This window comes from Pseudoduganella sp. RAF19 (assembly GCF_052114165.1).
Lineage (GTDB): Bacteria > Pseudomonadota > Gammaproteobacteria > Burkholderiales > Burkholderiaceae_D > Rugamonas.
The window spans coordinates 247,772-271,297 of the sequence record NZ_JBFREF010000004.1; the positions used below are offsets into that span (position 1 = coordinate 247,772).

22 protein-coding genes are annotated in these 23,526 nt (G+C 62.0%); 19 read left to right on the plus strand and 3 right to left on the minus strand.

Annotation, left to right across the window (positions count from 1 at the left end; all coding sequences use genetic code 11):
• Positions 1-16: 16 nt before the first annotated feature.
• Positions 17-400: a VOC family protein gene (locus AB4Z19_RS12335; protein WP_442027754.1), complete on the minus strand. Its 384-nt coding sequence runs from the start codon at positions 398-400 to the stop codon at positions 17-19.
• A 136-nt stretch (positions 401-536) separates the two neighbouring features.
• On the opposite strand from AB4Z19_RS12335, the gene AB4Z19_RS12340 reads away from it, so the two are divergent.
• The 7 genes from AB4Z19_RS12340 (at position 537) to AB4Z19_RS12370 (ending at position 9,133) form a co-directional block, all read left to right on the plus strand.
• On the plus strand, positions 537-1,436 hold the full coding sequence (locus AB4Z19_RS12340; RefSeq protein ID WP_442035346.1) for an NAD kinase: 900 nt from the start codon (positions 537-539) through the stop codon (positions 1,434-1,436).
• Positions 1,436-3,082: a DNA repair protein RecN gene (gene recN / locus AB4Z19_RS12345; RefSeq protein WP_442027171.1), complete on the plus strand. Its 1,647-nt coding sequence runs from the start codon at positions 1,436-1,438 to the stop codon at positions 3,080-3,082. The genes AB4Z19_RS12340 and recN overlap by 1 nt, the downstream gene beginning before the upstream one ends.
• A gap of 103 nt (positions 3,083-3,185) precedes the next feature.
• A complete protein-coding gene (gene hemH, locus AB4Z19_RS12350) occupies positions 3,186-4,295 on the plus strand; it encodes a ferrochelatase (protein ID WP_442027172.1) in 1,110 nt (369 codons plus the stop codon).
• A 385-nt stretch (positions 4,296-4,680) separates the two neighbouring features.
• Positions 4,681-5,229: a nucleotide exchange factor GrpE gene (gene grpE, locus AB4Z19_RS12355; protein WP_442027173.1), complete on the plus strand. Its 549-nt coding sequence runs from the start codon at positions 4,681-4,683 to the stop codon at positions 5,227-5,229.
• A 72-nt stretch (positions 5,230-5,301) separates the two neighbouring features.
• Entirely contained in the window at positions 5,302-7,245 is a 1,944-nt protein-coding gene (gene dnaK / locus AB4Z19_RS12360) for a molecular chaperone DnaK (RefSeq protein ID WP_442027175.1), read from the plus strand.
• 95 nt (positions 7,246-7,340) lie between these two features.
• Positions 7,341-8,459, plus strand: coding sequence for a molecular chaperone DnaJ (dnaJ, locus tag AB4Z19_RS12365; RefSeq protein ID WP_442035347.1), 1,119 nt, complete (start codon positions 7,341-7,343; stop codon positions 8,457-8,459).
• A 5-nt stretch (positions 8,460-8,464) separates the two neighbouring features.
• The gene (locus AB4Z19_RS12370) at positions 8,465-9,133 is read left to right on the plus strand and encodes a carbonic anhydrase (protein WP_442023033.1); all 669 of its coding nucleotides are present in this window, start codon (positions 8,465-8,467) and stop codon (positions 9,131-9,133) included.
• On the opposite strand, the gene AB4Z19_RS12375 is transcribed toward AB4Z19_RS12370, so the two are convergent.
• Together AB4Z19_RS12375 and AB4Z19_RS12380 are read right to left on the minus strand one after the other, a co-directional pair.
• The gene (locus tag AB4Z19_RS12375; RefSeq protein ID WP_442023032.1) at positions 9,112-10,041 is read right to left on the minus strand and encodes an alpha/beta fold hydrolase; all 930 of its coding nucleotides are present in this window, start codon (positions 10,039-10,041) and stop codon (positions 9,112-9,114) included. The genes AB4Z19_RS12370 and AB4Z19_RS12375 overlap by 22 nt on opposite strands.
• Positions 10,042-10,064: 23 nt before the next feature.
• Complete coding sequence (locus AB4Z19_RS12380; RefSeq protein WP_442023031.1) at positions 10,065-10,697, minus strand: TetR/AcrR family transcriptional regulator; 633 nt, start codon at positions 10,695-10,697, stop codon at positions 10,065-10,067.
• 82 nt (positions 10,698-10,779) lie between these two features.
• Between AB4Z19_RS12380 and AB4Z19_RS12385 the strand changes: the two genes are divergently transcribed.
• The 12 genes from AB4Z19_RS12385 to AB4Z19_RS12440 all read left to right on the plus strand — a co-directional run bounded on the left by AB4Z19_RS12385 (position 10,780) and on the right by AB4Z19_RS12440 (position 23,493).
• Positions 10,780-12,228 carry a flavin-containing monooxygenase gene (locus AB4Z19_RS12385; RefSeq protein ID WP_442035348.1) on the plus strand — a complete coding sequence of 483 codons (1,449 nt, stop codon included), beginning with the start codon at positions 10,780-10,782 and terminating at the stop codon, positions 12,226-12,228.
• A gap of 4 nt (positions 12,229-12,232) precedes the next feature.
• Positions 12,233-13,822, plus strand: a complete 1,590-nt coding sequence (locus AB4Z19_RS12390; RefSeq protein ID WP_442023029.1) for a GMC family oxidoreductase — start codon at positions 12,233-12,235, stop codon at positions 13,820-13,822.
• Between the two features lie 50 nt (positions 13,823-13,872).
• Positions 13,873-15,099, plus strand: a complete 1,227-nt coding sequence (locus tag AB4Z19_RS12395; RefSeq protein ID WP_442023028.1) for a putative DNA modification/repair radical SAM protein — start codon at positions 13,873-13,875, stop codon at positions 15,097-15,099.
• Positions 15,096-16,520, plus strand: coding sequence for a UdgX family uracil-DNA binding protein (locus AB4Z19_RS12400; protein WP_442023027.1), 1,425 nt, complete (start codon positions 15,096-15,098; stop codon positions 16,518-16,520). The genes AB4Z19_RS12395 and AB4Z19_RS12400 overlap by 4 nt, the downstream gene beginning before the upstream one ends.
• 56 nt (positions 16,521-16,576) lie before the next feature.
• Positions 16,577-17,272 carry a hypothetical protein gene (locus tag AB4Z19_RS12405; protein WP_442023026.1) on the plus strand — a complete coding sequence of 232 codons (696 nt, stop codon included), beginning with the start codon at positions 16,577-16,579 and terminating at the stop codon, positions 17,270-17,272.
• A gap of 88 nt (positions 17,273-17,360) precedes the next feature.
• Positions 17,361-18,248: a TauD/TfdA dioxygenase family protein gene (locus AB4Z19_RS12410; RefSeq protein ID WP_442023025.1), complete on the plus strand. Its 888-nt coding sequence runs from the start codon at positions 17,361-17,363 to the stop codon at positions 18,246-18,248.
• A 9-nt stretch (positions 18,249-18,257) separates the two neighbouring features.
• Entirely contained in the window at positions 18,258-19,256 is a 999-nt protein-coding gene (locus AB4Z19_RS12415) for an ABC transporter substrate-binding protein (RefSeq protein ID WP_442023024.1), read from the plus strand.
• 1 nt (position 19,257) lies between these two features.
• Positions 19,258-20,085: an ABC transporter ATP-binding protein gene (locus AB4Z19_RS12420; RefSeq protein WP_442023023.1), complete on the plus strand. Its 828-nt coding sequence runs from the start codon at positions 19,258-19,260 to the stop codon at positions 20,083-20,085.
• Complete coding sequence (locus AB4Z19_RS12425) at positions 20,082-21,035, plus strand: ABC transporter permease (RefSeq protein ID WP_442023022.1); 954 nt, start codon at positions 20,082-20,084, stop codon at positions 21,033-21,035. Before AB4Z19_RS12420 ends, AB4Z19_RS12425 begins: the two co-directional genes overlap by 4 nt.
• 27 nt (positions 21,036-21,062) lie before the next feature.
• On the plus strand, positions 21,063-21,662 hold the full coding sequence (locus AB4Z19_RS12430) for an ANTAR domain-containing response regulator (protein ID WP_442023021.1): 600 nt from the start codon (positions 21,063-21,065) through the stop codon (positions 21,660-21,662).
• Positions 21,663-21,699: 37 nt separating this feature from the next.
• Positions 21,700-22,830 carry a CmpA/NrtA family ABC transporter substrate-binding protein gene (locus AB4Z19_RS12435; RefSeq protein WP_442023020.1) on the plus strand — a complete coding sequence of 377 codons (1,131 nt, stop codon included), beginning with the start codon at positions 21,700-21,702 and terminating at the stop codon, positions 22,828-22,830.
• A gap of 15 nt (positions 22,831-22,845) precedes the next feature.
• Positions 22,846-23,493, plus strand: a complete 648-nt coding sequence (locus AB4Z19_RS12440) for a methyl-accepting chemotaxis protein (RefSeq protein WP_442035349.1) — start codon at positions 22,846-22,848, stop codon at positions 23,491-23,493.
• Positions 23,494-23,526: the final 33 nt, after the last annotated feature.

The window sequence follows — 23,526 nt, forward strand, 5'->3', positions numbered from 1 at the left end:
CGATTGCCCTTTAGAATCAGGACGCTGGCGGTACGGCCGGCTCCCACAGCTCGACCTTATTGCCGTCCGGGTCGATGAACCAGCCAAAGCGGCCATAATCGAATGACTGCACATCGCCGACGATCTCGGCGCCGCCTTCAGCCACCTGTTTCAGTGCGCCTTCCAGGTCATCGACAATCAGGTTGAACATGAATTCGCGGCGCGATGGCGCGAAATAGCCCGTGGTCTGTTTGAAGGGGCTGAACACGGTGCAGCCGCCGGGCGGCATCACGGCGGGCATGAAAGCCGCGTGGTCCGGTGCATCGGTGGGAAGGCCCAGGTAGGTCTGATACCAGCTGATCAGCGCTTGCGGGTCTTTGGACTTGAAGAAGATGCCGCCTACGCCCAGTGCTTTTGCCATTTCAGTCTCTCCATTGTATACTGTGCAAACATACAGTATTCTTCGCGTACCGGCCAGCGTTGCAATGCATGGCATGAGCAAGCATTATGGGTTACTCTGCTGCGTGTTGCCACCCCATATTTTGACCGAGATTTTTATGTCCGCTACGCACGCCATGTACAACACGATAGCCCTGGTTGTAAGGCCTAACACTTCAGGTATCGAAGAGCCGGTGCGCGCGGTGATCGATTTCCTCAAGGCCGGCGGCTACAGCGTGGTGCTGGAAGCGGATACTGCCGTCCACGTCGCCTTCCCCGATATTCCCTCGATGAGCGCCCAAGGCATTGGCGAGCGCGCCGACGCGGTGGTGGTGATGGGGGGCGACGGCACCATGCTGGGCATCGCGCGCCAGCTGGCGCCATACGATGTGCCGCTGATTGGTATTAATCAGGGCCGCCTCGGTTTCATGACCGATATCTCGCAGGAAGATATGCTGCCCGTGCTGGGCAATATCCTGAGCGGCACGCACAAGGCCGAGCGCCGCACCCTGCTGGAAGGGCGCGTGATGCGCGACGGTAAAGCCATCCATTTCGGCGTGGCCGTGAATGACGTGGTGGTGTCGCGCGGCGCCGGCGCCGGCATGGTCGAACTGAGCGTCGATGTGGACGGCCACTTCATGTACAACCAGCGTTCCGATGGCCTGATCGTCGCCACGCCCACCGGCTCCACCGCGTATGCGCTGTCGGCTGGCGGCCCGCTGCTGCATCCGACCCTGGGCGGCATTGCGATGGTGCCGATTGCGCCGCATGCGCTGTCGAACCGTCCGATTGTGCTGCCCGACTCCAGCGAGATCGTGATCGAAATCAAGCGCGGCCGCGACATCACCGTGAACTTCGATATGCAGACCTTCGCCAGCCTGGTGAACGGCGACCAGATTCACATCCGCCTGTCGCCGCACACCATCACCTTCCTGCATCCCGAAGGCTGGAGCTACTACAACACCCTGCGCGAAAAGCTGCACTGGAACGAATACCCTTCAACTGACGGCAAAATCTGATGCTCCGTACACTGTCCATCCGCGATTTCGTAATTGTCGACTCGATTGAACTGGAATTTTCCTCAGGCTTTACCGTCTTCACCGGCGAAACCGGCGCCGGTAAATCCATCCTGATCGATGCACTGACGCTGGCGCTGGGCGGACGTGGCGATGCCAGCGTCGTGCGTGAAGGCGCGGCCAAAGCCGACATCACGGCCGATTTCGCGGTGACGCCGCAGGCGCAGGAATGGCTGGAAGCGAACGAGTTTGCGGAAGAAGAGGGCGGCGCCCTGCTGCGCCGCGTGATCGACAATGCGGGCCGCTCGAAGGCCTTCATCAACGGCGTGGCTGCTACCGCGGCGCAGCTGCGTGAACTGGGCGATTTGCTGGTCGATATCCATGGCCAGCACGCACACCAGTCGCTGCTAAAAACCGACGCGCAGCGCGAGCTGCTGGATAATCAAAGCGGCGCCAATGTGCGCGACGTGACCACGGCGTATAAAGCCTGGCGTGCGCTGGCGAAGCAGCTGGAGGAATACGAAACCAACGCCGCCAATCTGCAGTTCGAACGCGAGCGCCTGGAGTGGCAAGTCGCGGAGCTGGACAAGCTGGCGCCCAAGAAAGGCGAATGGATGGAAATCGGCAACGAGCATTCGCGCCTGTCGCACGCGGCCAGTCTGCTGGAAGGCGCACAGGAAGCCTTGAATGCGCTGTCCGAATCGGACGATCATCCGGTGCTGTCGCAGGTGTCGTCGCTGCACCAGAAACTGGGCAAGCTGCTCAGCGTGGACGCCGAATTGCAGCCGGTGGTCGACCTGCTCGAAACCGCGCGCATCCAGCTGCAGGAATCCGTGTACGCGCTGAACACCTATCTCGATAAAGTCGAACTGGACCCCAACCGTTTGCGCGAAGTCGATGCGCGCATGGAAGCGCTGCACTCCGCCTCGCGCAAATTCCGCGTCACCCAGGACGAGCTGCCGGACGAGCATGCGCGGCTGTCTGAAAAGCTGTCGCAGCTGGCCGACGCCAGCGACATCGAGGGACTGCGCAAGCAGGAAGAAAAGCTGAAGGCCGCGTACATGAGCGTGGCCCAGCAGCTGAGCAAAACGCGCGCGGCCGCCGCCAAAGCCTTGAGCAACGCCGTCACGCAAGCCATGCAGGACCTGAGCATGACGGGCGGCCGCTTTGAAATCGCGCTGAACCCGGCGGAGCCAGGCGCGAAAGGACTGGAGCAGATTGAATTCATGGTGGCCGGCCATGCTGGCGTGGCTCCGCGTCCGCTGGCAAAAGTGGCATCGGGCGGCGAGCTGGCGCGCATTTCGCTGGCGATTTCCGTCATCACCTCGCACGCGACGACGGTGCCGACCCTGATCTTCGATGAAGTGGACAGCGGCATCGGCGGCGGCGTCGCCGAAGTGGTGGGACGCCTGTTGAAGCGCCTGGGCCAGGAACGCCAGGTGCTGTGCGTGACCCACCTGCCGCAAGTCGCCAGCCAGGCCGGCCAGCACTTCCAGGTCGCAAAAGGCACCTCGGCAAACGGCAAGACCGCCAGCCGCATCGAGATCCTCGACCAGAAAGCGCGCGTGGAAGAAGTGGCGCGCATGCTGGGCGGCCTCGAAATCACCGCCACCACCCGCAAACACGCCCGCGAACTCCTCGCCTCCTGAACCTCTTTGGGGTCAGGCACGTTTTGCTACATGAGGCCGTGTCCCATTTAGTGCCTGACCCCAAAGGTATAATGGCAGGCTCTCTCGCGAACAAAAGAAGAATATGCCATTTGCCAAAGAACCGCCTTTCAAGCATGGGGCAGCCGCGCGTACGGCTGTGGTGCTCGTCAATCTCGGCACTCCCGATGAGCCGACACCAGGCGCGGTCCGCCGTTATCTGAAGGAATTCCTGTCCGACCCGCGCGTGGTCGAGATCCCGAAAGCGGTGTGGTGGTTCATTTTGCACGGCATTATTCTGCCCTTCCGTTCCAAGCAGTCGGCCCAGAAGTACGCGACCATCTGGACGCGCGAAGGTTCGCCGCTGAAGGTGCATACCCAGGCCCAGGCCACCTTGCTGCGCGGTGCGCTGGGCGAGCGCGGACATAATGAGCTAACCGTTGCCATGGCCATGCGCTACGGCTCGCCGTCCATCCCGGAAGTGCTGGACCGCCTGAAAGCCGAGGGCCACGACCGCATCCTGATCCTGCCCGCTTACCCGCAATACTCCGGCACTACCACCGCCTCCGTCAGCGACGCCGTGTTCGATCATTACAAGCGCGTCCGCAACCAGCCCGAACTGCGCCTGGTGCGCAATTACCACGACCACGAAGCCTATATCGATGCGCTCAAGAAGTCAGTGCTCGCTTACTGGGAAAACAACGGCCGGGGCGAAAAGCTGGTGATGAGCTTCCACGGCGTACCGAAACGCACGCTGACCCTGGGCGACCCCTACCACTGCGAATGCATGAAAACGGCCCGCCTGCTGGCTGAGAAGCTGAAGCTGAAAGAAGATCAGTACCTGGTCACTTTCCAGTCCCGCTTCGGCAAGGCGGAGTGGCTGCAACCCTACACCGCGCCGACCGTGGCGCAATTGGCAAAAGACGGCGTGCGCCGGCTGGATGTGATCTGCCCCGGCTTCACCAGCGATTGTCTGGAAACCCTGGAAGAGATCGCGATGGAAGTGCGCCACGACTTCGTGTCGAACGGCGGCAAGGAATTCAATTACATCCCCTGCCTGAACGAGCAGCCGGCCTGGATCGCCGCGCTGGCCGAAATCGCCGAGCAGCACCTGATCGGCTGGCCGACCATGCTCTCGCAGGCCCAGCGCGAGCTGCGTAAAAAAGATGCCGAAATCGCGAAAGTGCGTGCCCAGCAGCTGGGCGCTGCCCAGTAGTGAGTTGTTAGCACTTGCGGGGTGAGAGTGCCAGCCTGTTAAAATAGCCGGCTAGGGGATCAGTTCGCTGTAGCAGATCAGCGCAGTGGCGAGGAAGGCCCAGGCGATGATCGTCGCGGTAATAAAAGGCAACTTCATGATGCGCTCCGTCGGTGCACACCGTGGCACCGCATTGCCTTCAGTTTAGCCAATCAGTTGCCTAACGTGTCCCTCAGTTTTGTAAAGATTGTAACTCTGCCGTTACAAACTGCCGAGCTCGCCCGTGCGCCGCAAGGCGCTGGAGAAGCGGACAATAGCCCTTGAAATAAAAGGGTTAAGCCCCATTTCGAGCCAGTACGGTAACAATAGTAATGTCAAACAAACACGATTTGTAGGAGTCTCACAGATGCAAGATCAGGAAAACCAGCCAAGCCCGATTCCAGAGGCAGAACAGGCGGCCGCGCAACCATCGACTCCCGCCGACGCACCTGCCACTCCCAACCTGGAGGAGCAGCTGGCTGCCGCTGAAGCGAAACTGGCAGAAATGCAGGACGCTTTCATGCGCGCCAAAGCCGAAGGCGAGAATATCCGCCGCCGCGCCCAGGAAGACGTGTCCAAGGCACACAAATTCGCTGTTGAAAGCTTCGCCGAAGCCATGCTGCCTGTGAAGGACAGCCTGGAAATGGCGCTGAAGGTGGAAGCACCGACCCTCGACAGCCTGAAGGAAGGCGTGGAAATGACGCTGAAACAGCTGAATTCCGCCTTCGAACGCAACCGCCTGGTGGAAGTGATGCCGGCGGCTGGCGAGAAACTGGACCCGAACAAGCACCAGGCCGTGGCCATGGTGCCCGCCGAGCAGGAAGCCAATACCGTTGTGAATGTGCTTCAGAAGGGCTATATGATTGCCGACCGCCTGTTGCGTCCGGCCATCGTTACTGCGGCGCAGCCGAAGTAAGGCCTTGAAAACAATCAGCTTTTCCACATATAAGAACTATCTGACATTTAGTAAATAAAGGAAGAACAAATCATGGGCAAGATTATCGGTATTGACCTGGGTACCACCAACTCCTGCGTAGCAATCATGGAGAACGGCGCTCCGAAGGTCATCGAAAATGCTGAAGGCGCGCGTACCACGCCGTCTATCATCGCCTATCAGGACGATGGCGAAATCCTGGTCGGCGCGCCGGCGAAACGCCAGGCTGTGACCAACCCGAAGAACACCCTGTTCGCGGTGAAGCGCCTGATCGGCCGTAAATTCGACGAAAAAGAAGTGCAGAAGGACATCTCCCTGATGCCTTACGAGATCAACAAGGCCGACAATGGCGACGCATGGGTAGCCGTGCGCGACAAGAAGCTGGCCCCACCGCAGATCTCCGCTGAAGTGCTGCGCAAGATGAAGAAGACCGCCGAGGACTACCTGGGCGAAGAAGTCACCGAAGCCGTGATTACCGTGCCGGCCTACTTCAACGACTCGCAGCGCCAGGCAACCAAGGATGCCGGCCGTATCGCTGGCCTGGACGTCAAGCGCATCATCAACGAGCCGACCGCAGCCGCACTGGCATTCGGCCTGGACAAGACCGACAAGGGCGACCGCAAGATCGCCGTGTATGACCTGGGTGGCGGTACCTTCGACGTATCGATCATCGAAATCGCGGACGTGGACGGCGAGAAGCAGTTCGAAGTGCTGTCGACCAACGGCGACACCTTCCTGGGCGGCGAAGACTTCGACCAGCGCGTGATCGACTACATCATCGACGAATTCAAGAAGATCAACGGCCTGGACCTGAAGAAGGACCCGATCGCCCTGCAGCGTATCAAGGCATCGGCAGAGCGCGCGAAGATCGAACTGTCGTCCTCGCAGCAGACCGAGATCAACGAGCCGTACATCGCCATGGCGAACGGCGCACCGGTCCACCTGAACCTGAAGATCACCCGCGCCAAGCTGGAAGCCCTGGTGGAAGAGCTGATCTCCAAGACCATCGAGCCATGCCGCGTTGCGATCAAGGACGCCGGCGTGAAAGTGTCCGACATCGACGACATCATCCTGGTCGGCGGCATGACCCGTATGCCGAAGGTGCAGGAAAAGGTCAAAGAGTTCTTCGGCAAGGACCCACGCAAGGACGTGAACCCTGACGAAGCCGTGGCTGTTGGCGCCGCGATCCAGGGTGCAGTGCTGTCGGGCGACCGCAAGGACCTGCTGCTGCTGGACGTAACCCCGCTGTCCCTGGGTATCGAAACCCTGGGTGGCGTGATGACCAAGATGATCCACAAGAACACCACGATTCCTACCAAGTTCTCGCAAGTGTTCTCGACTGCCGACGACAATCAGCCGGCCGTGACCATCAAGGTGTACCAGGGCGAGCGCGAAATCGCTGCCGGTAACAAGGGTCTGGGCGAATTCAATCTGGAAGGCATCCCACCGGCAGCACGCGGTGTGCCGCAGATCGAAGTGACCTTCGACATCGACGCCAACGGCATTCTGCACGTGGGCGCGAAAGACAAGGCCACCGGCAAGGAAAACAAGATCACCATCAAGGCAAACTCCGGCCTGTCCGAAGAGGAAATCCAGAAGATGGTGAAGGACGCCGAACTGAATGCGGAAGAAGACAAGAAGGTCAAGGAACTGGCCGAGTCCCGCAATCAGGCCGACGCCCTGGTGCACAGCACCCGCAAGTCCCTGACCGAGTACGGCGACAAGCTGGAAGGCGGCGAGAAAGAGAAGATCGAAGCGGCCATCAACGATGTTGAAGCGGCGATCAAGAACGGCGACAAGGCAGCTATCGATGCCAAAGTCACCGCGCTGACCGAAGCTGCCCAGAAGCTGGGCGAAAAGATGTATGCTGACATGCAGGCGCAGCAAGGCGCTGGTGCAGAAGCGGGTGCCGCCCCTGGTGGCGCGCAAGCGGAAGCCAAGCCTGCGCAGGACGACGTCGTTGACGCCGACTTCAAAGAAGTCAAAGACAACAAGTAAGCTTCAAACAAACGGTCAACCCTGAAAGTCTGACCAGCCGAGCCGAGCGACCGCAGTAACGGGCTCGCTCGGCTTTTTCGCATAATTGGCACACCATGGCAAAGCGTGATTTTTACGAGATCCTCGGGGTCGCAAAAAACTCGTCCGAAGACGATATCAAGAAAGCGTATCGTAAGCTGGCGATGAAGTATCACCCGGACCGCAACCCGGACAACAAAGAGGCGGAAGAGAAGTTCAAGGAAGTCAAAGAAGCCTACGAAATGCTGACCAATCCGGAGAAGCGCGAGGCTTACGACCGTTATGGCCACGCCGGCGTTGATCCGAACATGGGCGCTGGCGCCGGTGGTTTCGGCGGCTTCGGCGATGCTTTCGGCGACATCTTCGGCGATATCTTCGGTGGCGGCGGCCGCCGCAGCGCCGGCCCGCAGGTGTACCGCGGCGCCGACCTGCGCTACAACCTGGAGATCACGCTGGAACAGGCAGCGCACGGCTTCGATACCACGATCCGTGTTCCGGCCTGGGACAAGTGCGACACCTGCCACGGTTCCGGCGCCAAGCCCGGCACCTCGCCGACCACCTGCTCGACTTGCGGCGGCCATGGCCAGGTCCGTATGCAGCAGGGCTTCTTCAGCATTCAGCAGACTTGCCCGAAATGCCACGGCACCGGCAAGATCATTCCTGAACCATGCCCTTCGTGCTCCGGCGCGGGCCGCATCAAGCGTAACAAGACGCTGGAAGTGAAGATCCCGGTCGGCATCGACAATGGCATGCGCATCCGCTCGACCGGCAACGGCGAGCCTGGCACCAATGGCGGCCCACCGGGCGACCTGTATGTGGAAATCCACATCAAGCCGCACCCGGTATTCCAGCGCGAAGGCGACGATCTGCACTGCGAAATGCCGATCAGCTTTGCGAAAGCGGCGCTGGGCGGCGAGATCGAAGTGCCGACGCTGGATGGCAAGGTGTCCTTCACCGTGCCGGAAGGTACCCAGTCCGGCAAGACCTTCCGCCTGAAAGGCAAAGGCATCAAGGGCGTGCGCTCCGGTTATCCGGGCGACCTGTTCTGCCACGTGGCAGTGGAAACGCCCGTGAAGCTGAACGACCGCCAGAAAGAACTGCTGCGTGAATTCGACCGCTCCACCACGGAAGGTGGCGCGAAGCACAGCCCGCAAACCAAGTCCTTCATGGACAAGGTCAAAGACTTCTTCGAGTGAGCACAATGAGCGAAAACCAGGACGTCCTCCAGAATCTGCTGGAGAGTAACCGCAAGTGGGCGGCCGACAAGGTCGCCAAAGACCCTGACTACTTCCACAACCTGTCGACGGTGGCGCCGGAATATCTGTGGATCGGCTGCTCCGATTCGCGCGTACCGGCGAACGAACTGCTGGGCATCCCGCCGGGCAAGGTGTTCGTGCATCGTAATATCGCCAACGTGGTGGTGCACTCGGACCTGAATTCGCTGTCCGTTCTGCAGTTCGCGATTGAAGTGCTGAAGGTAAAGCACGTGATCATCGTGGGCCACTACGGCTGCAAGGGCGTGCACACGGCGCTGACCGGCGGCCGCGTGGGTCTGGTGGACAACTGGCTGCGCCACGTGCAGGACGTCGCACAGAAGCACGACCGTTACCTGGGCGAAGCGCTGGGCGATATCGGCAAGCGCAGCGAGCGCCTGTGCGAACTGAACGTGATGGAGCAGGTGGTCAACGTCTGCCAGACCACCATCGTGCAGGATGCGTGGGACCGCGGCCAGGAACTGACTGTGCACGGTTTCGTGTACGGCCTGCGCGACGGCCTGCTGAACGATCTGAAGATGTCGATCGCATCGCCTGCAGACCTGGCGCCCCGCCTCGACGCTTGCCTGAAGTCTTACGCCACTTCGGCTGCCTGATGTTCTCTTAGCCGCTGCTGGAAGGCCAGGAAATCCCTGGCCGTCCGGCGCGGTGCCTCCAGCATCGGCAAATGGCCGATGCCCTCCATCAGAATCACCTCGCTGCCCGGCAGCAGTGCCTGCATAGCACTTGCCGCGCCAGGGTTCAGCACACGGTCTTCCTTGCCCCATACGATCAGGGCTGGCGTATCGATGTGCTGGTATTGATCTTCCAGTCTGGGCGAATCCACCACCTCGCGCATGATTTGCACGTGCAGCGGATAGTCATGCACCGCGCGCCGCGCCAGCTGGTGTTCCAGGCACCAGGGGAACCAGGGACGCTTGTGCATGCAGGTGTCGAGCAGCGCGCGCATCGCGCCGGGCTCGCGCACCAGCAAGGGCATGTCGCCCGTCTGCATATAGTGCGTGAAAGCGGGGACTGCAAACGCCGCAGCCGTACCAGCGGGGTCCAGCAGCCAAAGGCTCCGCACCTGGGCCGGATAGCGCGCCGCATATTCGCAGGTGATAAAACCCCCCATCGAATTGCCGCCCAGATGGAAGCGCTGTACCCCCAGTTCGTTGAGGAAGGCGCGCAGGTTCTCCACCTGCTGCGCGATATCGTGCTTTGCCGCGGCATCGCGCCGCGCTGCGCCGAAGCCCGGCAAGTCGGGAATGATGACGCGGTAGTGCGGCACCAGCATGGCGGCGATGCGAGTGAAGTTATCCTTGTCGCCCGCGAAGCCGTGCACCAGCACCAGCGTTTCCGGGCCGTTGCCGCCTTCCAGATAGGGCAGTGATCCATGCTTCGTCGCCAGGCCTGAGCGTCTGCGCTCCAGTCCCACGGCAGTGTGCGCGGCGCGCGCCGGCATCAAGCGGTTGAACAGCACGAGGCCAAGAAAGGCCGTACCTACAGCGTAAAGCAGGATCATGCCGTCTCCTTATCACTGTTTTCTTATTTTTCCCAAAGTCCGATCATGCCGAGGAACAGGGCGTGCGAATTGCGCACCAGTTCTTCTTCCGGCAGCTTGAAACCGCTGTGCGCCCAGATCTTGCCGAGCTGGTAGACGGCGCCCATCATGCCGCTGGCCAGCAGCGTCGCGTTGAGGCCTTTGCCCGGCGAGGCAGGCAGCTCCTTGCAGATCACGTTAAGGATCATTTGCGACGATTCCTCCAGCACCTCGCGCACTACCGCATTCATTGCATCACTCACGCCTTCCAGTTCGAACAGCAGCAGCCGTGCGCGGTCTGGATTGACGTGCAGCTGGCGGAAATAGGTGCTGACGGCCGCCAGATTGCGCGCTTCCGGCGTGGGCTGCGCGGCCAGCGCGGCGGCCAGCACGTCCTGCAGCAGCTGCTCGCGCGCGTGCAGGTAAGCCGCATGCAGCAGTTCTTCTTTCACGCCGAAGGACTCGTAGAACGAGCGCTCCGTCAGTCCCGCGTTCACGCAGAGCGCCTTGATGCTGGTGTTGGCAAATCCCTGGCTGCCGAACAGCTGGACCGCCGAGTCGACCAGCTTTTCGCGGCGTTGGGCGATGCGGTCTTCCTTCTGCACGCCGCGGTAGGGACGGCTCTTCAAATCTGACATGATACGTTGTTGACAATGACTAATGTCGAAAATATAGTCGAAAAAAAGCGGCATTGCCACAAAAAACAGACGGGAGACGGCAGTGAATTACGACGTGGTCATCATCGGCAGTGGCTTCGGTGGGCTATGCAGCGCCATCAAGCTGCGCGAGGCGGGCATCGATAACATCGTCATTCTTGAGAAGGATGAGGCGTTCGGCGGAACGTGGCGTGTGAACCACTATCCCGGCGCTGCCTGCGACGTGCCGAGCCATCTGTATTCCTTCTCGTTCGCGCAGAACGCGGGCTGGAGCCGCCTGTTTCCGCGCCAGGACGAACTGCTTGCCTACACCGAGCGCATCGTGCGCGATTACGAGCTGGCGCCGCTGATCCGCCTGGGCACCACGCTGAAGTCCGCGTACTTCGATGAAGCGGACGGCTGCTGGCACATCGAGACGAATAAGGGCAGCATGACCGCGCGCGCCATCGTCTCCGCTTTCGGTGCGCTGAGCCGGCCCAGCATTCCGCACATCAAGGGGATCGAAGAGTTTCGCGGCGAATCCTTCCATTCGGCGGTGTGGAAGCACGACGTGGATCTGCGCGGAAAACGCGTGGCGGTCATCGGCAACGGCGCCAGCGCGGTGCAGTTCATTCCCGAAATCGTACCCAAGGTCGCGTCGCTCGATCACTACCAGCGTACCGCGCACTGGGTGCTGCCGCGTCCGGACCGTCCTGTGCGCGGCGTCGAGAAATGGCTGCTCGAACATGCGAAGCCGCTGCAGAATCTCTACCGCGCCAAGCACTACTCCTTCTACGAATCGCGCGCGCTGATCTTCGTGTTCGCGCCGTGGTTCGCACGCCTTGTGCAGTGGGAGGCGAAGCGCTTTCTGAAAAAACAGGTGGCCGATCCGGCGCTGCGCGCCAAGCTCACACCGGGCTATGTGCTGGGCTGCAAGCGCGTTCTGTTGGCCAGCAACTACTATCCTGCGCTAACGCAGCCACACGTGTCGGTGCAGACGGACGGCATCAGCGAAATCCGCGCGCACAGCATTGTGACCAGCCGCGGCGAGGAGCGCCCGGTCGATGTGCTGATTTTCGCCACCGGCTTCGATGTCGCGCACGGCATGGCGCAAGCCGACATTCGCGGCCGCAACGGACGCGAACTTGGCCGGGCGCTGGCCGAGGATGGCGCTTACAAAGGCTGCACGGTCGCGGGCTTTCCGAACTTCTTCATGATCACTGGTCCCAACACCGGCCTTGGCCACAACTCCATGATCTACATGATCGAATCCGGTGCGCGCTACGCCGTGGACGCAGTGCGCCACTTGCTGCGCAAGGGTGTGCATTCGATCGAAGTGCATGACAGGGCGCAGCGCGCTTACAACGATGCGCTGCAGCGCAGATTGCGCAGCACGGTGTGGAACACCGGGTGCAAGAGCTGGTATCTCGATGCGCAGGGCCGCAACTTCGTGCTGTGGCCCGGCTTCACCTTCCACTACCGGCGCATTACAAAACGCTTTGATAGCAACAACTACAACATCCAGGGGAGATAACTTTATGCAGGAATTCGATTACCTGATCGTGGGTGGCGGATCGGCGGGCAGCGTGCTCGCAGGCCGCCTGTCGGAAGACCGCAATGTCAGCGTGGGACTGCTGGAAGCAGGCGGGAAGGGCGACAGCTGGGTAGTCAACGCGCCCATCGGCGGCGCTGTCATGATGCGCTACAAGGTGAACAACTACGGCTTCGAAACGGCGCCGCAAGCGGCCCTGAACGGACGCCGTGGCTATCAGCCGCGCGGCAAGGCACTGGGCGGCTCGTCGGCCATTAACGCCATGGTCTATATCCGTGGCCATCGCATCGACTACGATCACTGGGCCGCGCTGGGTAATGAGGGCTGGGGCTATGAGGACATGCTGCACTACTTCAGGCGCTCCGAGAACAATGCCACGCTGGATGGCGAATACCACGGCCGCAGCGGCCCGCTCCATGTCAGCGAACTGCAAACCGATAATCCTTTCCACGGCCTTTACTTACAGGCCGCACAGCAGGCCGGCTATCCGCTGAATAAGGACTTCAACGGCCCTGAACAGGAAGGTATCGGCATCTATCAGGTCACGCAGAAGAACGGCGAACGCTGGAGCGCCGCGCGCGCCTACCTGCTGCCGCACATGGGGGTGCGTGCCAACCTCACCGTGGAAACCGGCGTGACCGTGCGGCGTGTGCTGTTCGAGGGGCGCCGGGCGGTTGGCGTGGAATGCGTCCAGGATGGCCAGGTTCGCGCCATCCGCGCACGGCACGAAGTGATCCTGAGCGCTGGCGCCTTCCAGTCGCCGCAGCTGCTGATGCTATCCGGCGTCGGCCCGGCGGACGAGTTGCGCAGGCATGGCATCGGCGTGCGTCATGACCTGGCTGGCGTGGGACGCAATCTTCAGGACCATCCCGACTTCATCTTCAACTACTACGCCCGTGACCTGGATTTGCTCGGCTTCTCGATTCCAGGGCTGGCGCGCGGCGGCGCCAATCTGCTGAAATACGCGCGCACGCGGCGCGGCATGTTTGGCACCAATTTCGCTGAAGGCGGCGGCTTTCTGCGCAGTGACGCATCGCTACCGGCGCCCGATCTGCAATTGCACTTCTGCGTCGCCGTGGTGGACGATCACGGGCGCCATTTGCACGCGCGGCATGGCTACTCCTGCCACGTGTGCGTGCTGCGTCCGACCAGCCGCGGCACCGTTACGTTGCACAGTGCCGATCCCGCGCAGCATCCGGACATCGATCCGAATTTCCTCGGCACGGAAGAAGATATGGCCACCATGGTCAAAGGCTTCCGCATGACGCGCAGGCTGATGGATGCCCCCGCGCTGGCTGGGGTTCGTCACCGCGACATCTACACCGATGGCGTGGAAACGGAAGAGCAGATCCGCGAAGTCCTGCGCCAGCGCGTGGACACGGTCTATCACCCCGTCGGCACCTGCAAGATGGGCAAGGATCAAATGGCCGTGGTGGATAATCGCCTGCGCGTGCACGGGCTCGAAGGCTTGCGCGTGGTCGATGCCTCCATCATGCCCACCCTCATCGGAGGCAACACCAATGCGCCCACTATTGCCATTGCCGAAAAAGCCGTCGACATGATTCGCGCTGTCTGAGCGCTCCGAATCGCGATATACTGTACGCATATACAGTATATCGCGATATCATGGAAACAATAGAAAAACTGGAGATCCTGGCCGACGCCGCCAAGTACGATGCGTCCTGCGCCAGCAACGGTGCGCCGAAGCGTTCTTCAGTGGGCAAGCAGGGAATTGGCGCCACCAACGGCATGGGCATTTGCCACAGCTACACGCCCGACGGCCGCTGCGTCTCGCTGCTGAAAATCCTGCTCACCAATTTCTGCCAGTACGACTGCCAGTATTGCGTCAACCGCCGCAGCTCCAACGTGCCGCGTGCGCGCTTCAGTGTCGATGAAGTGGTAAAACTGACAGTCGATTTTTACCTGCGCAATTACATCGATGGGCTGTTTCTCAGCTCCGGCATCATCCGCTCCGCCGATTACACGATGGAGCAGCTGGTGGCCGTTGCGCGCACGCTGCGCGAAACGCATCAGTTCCGCGGCTATATCCACCTCAAAACCATCCCCGACGCCGATCCTGCGCTGATCGAAGCGGCGGGGCGCTATGCCGACCGGCTCAGCGTGAACATCGAATTGCCGACGCAGGACAGCGTGCAGGCGCTGGCGCCGGAAAAAAGCGTCCACACCATCAAGCTGGCGATGGGCGCAATCCGCCTGAAGCTCGATGAAGCCGAGGAACCCAAAGCGCCCGCCTTTGCGCCGGCCGGGCAAAGTACGCAAATGATCGTGGGCGCCGATGCGAGCGACGACAAGCGCATTCTCGGTACGGCTGAAACGCTGTACAGCAGTTATAAGCTGAAGCGCGTGTACTACTCGGCCTTCAGCCCGATTCCCGACAGTCCGAAAACCGTGCCGCTGGCGCCACCTCCGCTGCTGCGTGAGCACCGGCTCTACCAGGCGGACTTCCTGTTGCGCGGCTATGGCTTCCAGGTACGTGAGCTGTTGCCGCAGGACGGCAGCCTGGCGCTGGACATCGACCCCAAGCTGGCGTGGGCGCTGGCCAACCGTGAGCATTTTCCGCTTGATCTGAACCGGGCGGATTTATCGATGATCATGCGCGTGCCCGGCATCGGCTTGCGTAGCGCCCAGCGCATTGTCGAGCTGCGGCGCTTGCGGCGCGTGCGCTATGAAGACCTGTCGCGTCTTCGCTGCAGCATGAAGAAGGTCGCGCCCTTTATCGTTGCCGCCGACTACAAGCCCGCAGGCGATAGCGCCACATCCGAAGCGCTGCGCCGCGCCATGGCCGATACGCAGCAGCAAATGAATCTGTGGCCGGAGCTGGCTGCCGCATGATTGCCGTCCGGGCTCACGACTTCGCCAGTTTCCGCTCCGCCGCGCGAGAGCTGATCGTGCGCCGCGTTGCACCCGAATCCGTACAATGGCTTGGGCGCGACGGCGAAGGCGATCTGTTTGGCGCAGCCGCGTCCACACTCGGAGCATCCGCTGCGCAGCAAGGCTGCCTGCGCGTTTCTCGCGAGCTGATGGACCTGCTGGCAAGCGCCGCATGCTTCAATGCGGCGGACCGCTGGGCCTTTCTGTATCGCGTACTGTGGCGCTGGAACCTGGGCCAACGTGAGGTGATGTCGATGGCAGATGAAAACGGCAACCGCTTGCACAGCATGGCCAAGGCTGTGCGGCACGAAGAGCACGATATGCACGCCTATCTGCGCTTTCGCGAACGCAGGCCGAGCGAAGGTACGCCGCGCTTCGTCGCCTGGTTCGAGCCTGAGCATGATGTGCTGCCGCAAGTGGCCGAACACTTCGCACGCCGCATGGGCAATACCAGCTGGCTGATTGCCACGCCCGATGCCACCGTCATGTGGGACGGCGCGCAGCTGCACAGCACTGGTCCGTTGCTGCACGGTCCTGAAGAAATTGAAGACGAGAGCGAAGCGATGTGGCTCACTTACTATCGCAGCATCTTCAATCCGGCGCGCCTCAATGCCGACATCATGCACAGCCATGTGCGCTCACGTTTCTGGAAGAATATGCCCGAAGCGGCGGTGGTGCCGCACCTGATTACGCAAGCTGCGGCCGGCGCACGCAAGGTTGGCCAGCTGGAGGCAGTCACGCGCCGCAAAGGCAGCACAATTCCCATCACGCCGGAAGACGCACAGCCGGACCGCCGGCAACCCAGCACGCTGGACGAGTGCCGCCGCTGCGACCTGTGGCAGAACGCCACGCAAGCCGTTGGCGGGCAGGGCGCGCGCCACGCACGCATCATGCTGGTCGGCGAACAGCCCGGGGATCAGGAGGATCTGGCGGGCAAGCCTTTCGTCGGCCCCGCTGGCGAGCTGCTTGATCGCGCGATGGATGCCGCCGAAATGGACCGCCGCAAAGTCTACGTCACCAATGCCGTCAAACACTTCAAGTGGGAGCCGCGCGGCAAGCGGCGCATGCACAAGACACCGGGGCAGAAAGAAGTAATGGCCTGTCACTACTGGCTGGAAGCGGAACTGGATTCTGTGGGGCCGGACGTTATCGTCACCTTGGGTGCCACGGCCCTGAAGTCGGTCCTGCAAAGCGGCGCCGTCAGCCTGAAGGATTACATGGAAGAACCCGTGCAGCGCGATGGCCGCTGGATCGTCGCCACCTACCATCCTGCCTTCGCCTTGCGAGTGCCGGATCGCGAGGAGCGCCAGCGCGCCTTCGAAGTCATCACCGAGGCACTGCGCACCGCCAAGCGGCTTTCGGAAGGCGAATCGCCCGCGTAATACAATGGCGCTGTCGCCACTCCCGCGGGCCGCAGATGCGAACGATATTTTCCACCATGCTGCTGACGTGTGTCCTGTGTCCCATCGCCCACGCCTATCGTCCCTTCGATGGCGGTGATGCAGCCGTTGCTGGCGCTGGCGTGCTGGAAATCGACACTGCCCTGAACCGCCATCACAGGCATGGCGTGCACACCCAATCGCTGCCGGCGCTGACTTTCACCTACGGCCCCGATGACGACACCGAAGTCTCTTTCGGTGGCCGCTTCGCCCACCATGCCCACGCGCCGCAGGAAGAACATCATGTCACAGTGGACGATATCGTGCTGTCCTTCAAACACCTGCTCCGCCGTGGCAGCCTGCAGGATGAACAAGGCGCCAGCGTTGCGCTGGAATGCGGTCTGCTCGCTCCTGCCCTGCGCGGGGAGGATGGCGCCGGTGCTGGCTGCTCCGGCATCGTCTCGCACCGCGTGGCAGCCGGCACCGGCCACCTGACCCTCACCGCCACCCGCAACCGTGCCGGTCAGCTTTCACGTTACGCAGGCGTGGTGCTGGAAGGACCGGACAGCTGGCGCGTGCGGCCGGCACTGGAGGCGGGCATCGAGCGCACCGGCGGCGTCAACACGCGCAGTGTGCTGGCCGGCTTGCTGTGGCAATTGCGGAACGGCCCCGCCCTCGGCATGGCCCTGCGCCACGCCAACGACGGCGCCAGCATCCTCGAACTGCGCTTCGGCGCGAAGTGGTCCTTGCACTAAATTCGCATATCCATAGTAAAAAGCATTCGTTTTAATGCACGGCGTTGCGGCCTAGACTGGGTTTCCGATCAGCTCAATACCGCACACCATGTCAGCCGTCCTCTCCGAACTGCCTGTGGCGCGCCAGCGCTTTGATGTCCGCATCTTCGACGCGCCGCTGGGCGCAGAAGTCGTCGGGCTGGATTTGTCGCTTCCCGTCAGCGACGTGGATTTCGCCCGTATTCACGCTGCACATCTTGACCATCATGTGCTGGTATTCCGCCATCAGCGCATCACGCCGGGCCAGCAGATTGAGTTCAGCCGCCGCTTTGGGCCGCTGCAGATTCATGTGCTGCGCAATTTCGCCCTGGCCGCTCATCCGGAAGTGCTGGTCGTCTCGAACATCGTGGAGCATGGCAAGCCGGTCGGGCTGGGCGACGCCGGACATTTCTGGCACTCCGACCTTTCGTACAAAGAGCGCCCCAGCCTGGGCTCCATGCTGCACGCGCAGGAATTGCCGGAGGAGGGCGGCGATACGCTGTTCGCCAATATGCACCTGGCCTACGAAACCTTGCCTGCCGCGCTGCGCCACGCGATTCGCGGCGCACGTGCCGAACACAGTTACATCGCCAAATATGGAGAGCTGCAACAGCGCAGCCCATGGCGCCCCAATCTGACGCAGGCCCAGATCGACGAAGTGAAGCCCGTGATCCATCCAGTCGCCCGCGTGCATCCCGAAACGGGCCGTCGTGCGCTGTTCGTCAGCGAGCATTTCACGACACGCATCGTCGGCTTTCCCGAAGATGAAAGCAAGGCGTTGCTGGAGGAGTTGTTCGCCCATAGCGTGAAGCCTGAACATCTCTACCGCCATCAATGGCAGCCGCACGATCTGGTGTTCTGGGACAACCGCGCATTGATGCATCTCGCGACGACGGTGCCGGAAGGCCAGCGGCGCAAGATGTACCGCACCACCATCGAGGGCGATGTCCCGTTTTAAGGAGCTGTTATGAAGATTTCGTTTGCCGCCGCGCTGGCGGCATCGCTGGCACTGTATGGCGGTACCGCCTATGCAGAGGGCCGCATCCGCATCGCAGAACAATATGGCGTGACCTATCTGCTGCTGAACATCGCCCAGGATCAGAAACTGATCGAAAAGCACGGCAAGGAGCAAGGCGTAGACGTCAAAGTCGAGTGGACACAGCTCTCCGGTGGCGCTGCCGTGAATGACGCGCTGCTGTCCAACGTCGTCGATATCGCGGGTGCCGGCGTTGGACCGTTGCTGACGATCTGGGACCGCACCAAAGACCGCCAGAACGTACGCGGCGTGGCGGCGTTGGGCAGCTTCCCTTATTACCTCGTCACCAATAATCCTAGGGTAAAAACGCTGGCCGATTTCACGGACAAGGACCGCATCGGCCTGCCTGCCGTTACCGTCTCCGTGCAGGCGCGCATCCTGCAAATGGCCGTCGCCAAACAGTGGGGCGACAAGGACTTCGCCCGCCTCGACAAGATCACGCAAACCCTGCCACATCCGGATGCGGCAGCCGCCATCATCGCGGGCGGCACGGAAATCAGCGGCCACTTTGGCAGTCCGCCATTCCAGGAGCAGGAGCTGGCGCAGAATCCGAATGCACGCATCGTGCTGAGTTCCTATGAAGTGCAGGGCGGCCCGTCTTCTTCCACCGTGTTGTATGCGACCGAAAAATTCCGCAAAGAGAACCCCAAAACCTACCGCGCATTTACGGCGGCGCTGGCCGAAGCGGCCGACTATGCGGCGAAAAATCCGGAAGGCGCTGCGGACATTTACCTGCGCACCAACAAGAGCAAAGTCGATCGCGCCATTCTGGTGAAGATCTTCCGTAACCCGGAAGTGCAGTTCAAAATCTCGCCGCAGAACACACTGACACTTGCACAGTTCATGCATCGGGTTGGCGCCATCAAGAACAAACCGGAATCCTGGCGCGATTACTTCTTCGATGATCCGGCCATCGGCCAGGGAGGCTAGGATGACGCAAGCCCTGCATCTCGTTCGTTCCACACCGCTATTGCGCGCTGAAGACGTGACCCTCGAATACCGCGATGGCCAGCGCACGGTACGCGCCGCGCAGGACGTCTCGTTCGATGTGCACGAGGGCGACCGGTTTGTCCTGCTCGGTCCTTCCGGCTGCGGCAAATCTTCCCTGCTGCGCGCGGCCGGTGGCTTCCTCGCACCGGCAGCCGGCCGCTTCTCCATCGATGGAGCGCCCATCACCACACCGGGTCCCGATCGCATCGCCGTCTTCCAGGAATTCGACCAGCTGCCGCCGTGGAAGACCGTGCTGCAGAATGTGATGTTTCCGCTCCTGCGCGCCAAACGCCTGCCGCGCAAGGAAGCGCGGGAACTTGCCCTGCACTGGATCGCCCGCATCGGCCTGGAGAAATTCGCCGGCGCCTATCCGCACACGCTCTCTGGCGGCATGAAGCAGCGCGTAGCCATCGCCCGCGCGCTGGCGATGCGTGCGCGTGTGCTGCTGATGGACGAACCCTTTGCGGCATTGGATGCGCTTACGCGCCGCAATATGCAGGAAGAGCTGGGGCAGCTGTGGGAGGAAGAACGTTTCACGCTGCTGTTCGTGACGCACTCAATCGAAGAAGCGCTTATCGTCGGCAACCGCATCCTGCTGCTGTCGCCGCATCCCGGCCGCGTGCGCGCTGAACTGAACTCGCACCAGTTCGACCTGCACAGCGTAGGCAGTACGGAATTCCAGGCGGCCGTGCAGCGCATCCACGACCTGCTGTTCGATCAAACAACCGCGCCGCTGCAGGACCACGGCGCAGAAAGGATTGCCCTGTGAGCCGCGCCATCGACCCTTTGATCCGGCCCGAGTACATTCTGCCTGTCGCAGCCACCGGTCCCGACGCGCTGCCATCCGCCGCGTTCGCGACCTACGCCACGCTGGACGCGCCACCGGCCCGCCAGGCGGGCCACGCCGCCGCAGAGCGCCGCCTGCGCAATCCTCAACGCTGGCGCGACTGGCTCGCCCAGGCCGCCGTGCGCAAGGGGTTCCTGCTCGCCGCACTGGCTGTGATCTGGGAGCTGGCGGCGCGCTGGACCAACAACGACCTGCTGCTGCCCGGGTTCCTGCAAACGTCCAGCACCTTCGCGCAAGGCCTCGTCACCGGCGAGCTGCTGCAGCGCGTGGCCGCCTCGCTGAACGTCCTGGCACAAGGCTACGCCGCCGGCATTGCCGCCGCGCTGCTGCTCACGGCGCTGGCCGTGCTGACCCGCATCGGCCGCGATCTGCTCGAAACCTGCGTCGCCATGTTCAATCCCTTGCCCGCCATCGCGCTGCTGCCGCTGGCCATGCTGTGGTTTGGACTCGGCAAGGCCAGCCTGATTTTCGTGATCGTACATGCCGTGCTGTGGCCGCTCGCGCTGTCCACCTACGCCGGCTTCCGTTCCGTGCCCGAAACCCTGCGCATGGCGGGCCGCAATTACGGCCTCAAAGGACTGTTCTTCGTCTTCGACATCCTGGTCCCCGCCGCGCTGCCCGCCATCTTGTCCGGACTGAAAATCGGCTGGGCCTTCGCCTGGCGCACGCTGATTGCCGCGGAACTGGTGTTTGGCGCCGCATCGGGGCAGGGCGGTCTTGGCTGGTACATCTTTCAGAACCGGAATGAACTCTACACCGACAAAGTCTTCGCCGGCCTCGCCGCCGTCATCCTGATCGGCCTCGCGGTCGAGAATCTTGTCTTCTCCACCATCGAGCGTCACACGGTCCGCCGCTGGGGCATGCAAAAGTAGTTGGCGCGGTTCTTGCTCAGTTAGGGCATGAGCCGCAATTTACGCATAGTCCTGGTCCACCCGCCGCACGAAAATGATGCATCCGAGCGTGCGCACGCCCTGCACACGGGCATGGTGGAGGCGGGCTACGAGGTGATTGCCTCGCTGGCCGCCGACATCCATCTGCCCGAGCAGATCGCCCAGCTGCAGCCCGACATGATCATCGTCGACGCCGAATCCGACGCGCGCGACGTGCTCGAACACATCGTCATCGCCACCCGCGATGAGCGGCGTCCCATCGTCATGTTCACCGAAGACGACGATCCCTCCTCCATGGAGGCCGCCATGGCCGCCGGCGTCTGCTCCTATGTGGTGGCGGGCCTGCAACCGGAGCGCATCAAGCCGGTGCTGAAGGTGGCAATGATGCGCTTCAAGCGCGAGCAAAAGCTGCTGAACGAACTGGAAGACACCCGCCACAAACTGGCCGAGCGCAAAATCATCGACCGCGCCAAGGGCCTGCTGATGTCGAAGCACGGCATGAGCGAAGACCAGGCCTACCAGAAGCTGCGCACCATGGCGATGAACAAGAACCTGAAGCTGGCCGACATTGCCCAGCGCATCCTGGATGTGGAGGATTTGCTGGGTTGATGCACGTTTTTGGTGCAAAACCCGGCCGGAGTAAAGCATGCAGATCGAGAAAGAACGAGTCAGGATAGGTTTCAACCCGCTCACCGATTGCGCTTCGGTGGTGATGGCGTCTGTGCTGGGGCTGGACCGCAAGCACGGCATCCGCATCGAATTGAGCAAGGAAACCTCGTGGGCGGGCGTGCGCGACAAGCTGCTGACCGGCGAGCTGGATGCCGCCCACGCGCTGTATGGCCTCGTATATGGCACCCAGCTCGGCATCGGCGCTGCGCACCGCGATATGGCCATCCTGATGAATTTGAACCGAAACGGCCAGGCCATTACCCTGTCGCGCCGCCTGTTCGACCAGGGCGCGAAGGACGGCTCCTCGCTGGCGCAGCTGATGCGCAGCGAAGATCGCCGCTTTACGTTCGCACAAACTTTCCCGACGGGCACCCACGCCATGTGGCTGTATTACTGGCTTGCTGCGCACGGTATGCATCCGCTGAAGGATGCCCGCACCGTCACCGTGCCGCCGGCCCAGATGGCAACCAATCTGGCGGCAGGCCATATGGACGGCTACTGCGCCGGCGAGCCGTGGAACCACCGCGCCGTGATGGATGGCGTAGGCGTCACCATCGCGACCAGCCAGCAGATCTGGCCCGATCACCCGGAAAAAGTGCTGGCTGCCTCCGCCGACTTCGTGCGCGCCCACCCGAACACCAGCCGCGCTCTGATCGCGGCCGTGCTGGAAGCCAGCCGCTGGATCGACGCCAGCCCGGAAAACCGCATGGCGATGGCCGAGATCATTTCCGCGGTCCCTTATGTCAACACGGGCAAGGACGTGATCTGGCAGCGCATCCTGGGCCATTACGACGACGGCATGGGCAAGCATTGGGAGGACCCGCACAGCATGGCCTTCCACCAGAACGGCGACGCCAACTTCCCCTATCTTTCGGATGGCATGTGGTTCATGACTCAGCACCGCCGCTGGGGCTTGCTGAAGGGCGATCCCGACTATCACGCGATCGCGACACAGATTCACCAGACCGCCCTGTACAGAGAGGCGGCAGAAATCACGGAGACGCCCGTACCCGCCACAGCGCTGCGCCGTTCGGTGCTGATGGACGGGACCATTTGGGATGGCGAAGACCCGGCGCGCTATGCCGCGTCCTTCGCGATCCGCCAATAACTATGGGAGCCAACCATGACGGACGCACCGGCTACACCCTTATCGGGCGAAGTTTTCGGCGCATTGATTAATCTTTCCGGGCGCAGGCGCTTCACCTCGCAGCGTCTCGTGCTGTATGCCGTGCTGGCGGCACAAGGCCAGTTCCAGGCAGCGGAAACGGCGCGCGAGGCGCTTGCCCTGTTCCGCAACGCGCATACGGTGCTACTCAGCGGCAGCGATACCCTGCCCGGCATATTCTGCTCTGAGCTGGAGCAGGCCTATTACGGCAAGCTGGATGGCGCGTCCCAGATCGCGCGTTTTGTGGAACTGGCCGAACGCACGCTGGACGCGGCGGAGCGCGGCCGGAGCGAAGCGGCGGCGCTGCTGGCGGAGCTGGTCGAGATCACCACGCCGGTGCTGGCGGTGCTGAATCAGATCACGGCCATCTATGAAGAGCAGTCCAAGAAACACGCCGTCCAGATGAAAAAGCAGCTGCGCGGCGTGATTACGGACATCGAAACCATCGCGCGCCAGGCCAAGATGGTGTCCTTCAACGCCCGCGTGATCGCGGCGCGAGCGGGTCACGCAGGCCGCGAATTTGCGGTCGTGGCCGGGGTACTGTCCAACATCACCACGGAAATTGACGACATGGTGAAAACCGCGCTGAGTGCCGCCGTACGATAGTGCGCTGCACCATTTTCGGGCGCGATTGCACCG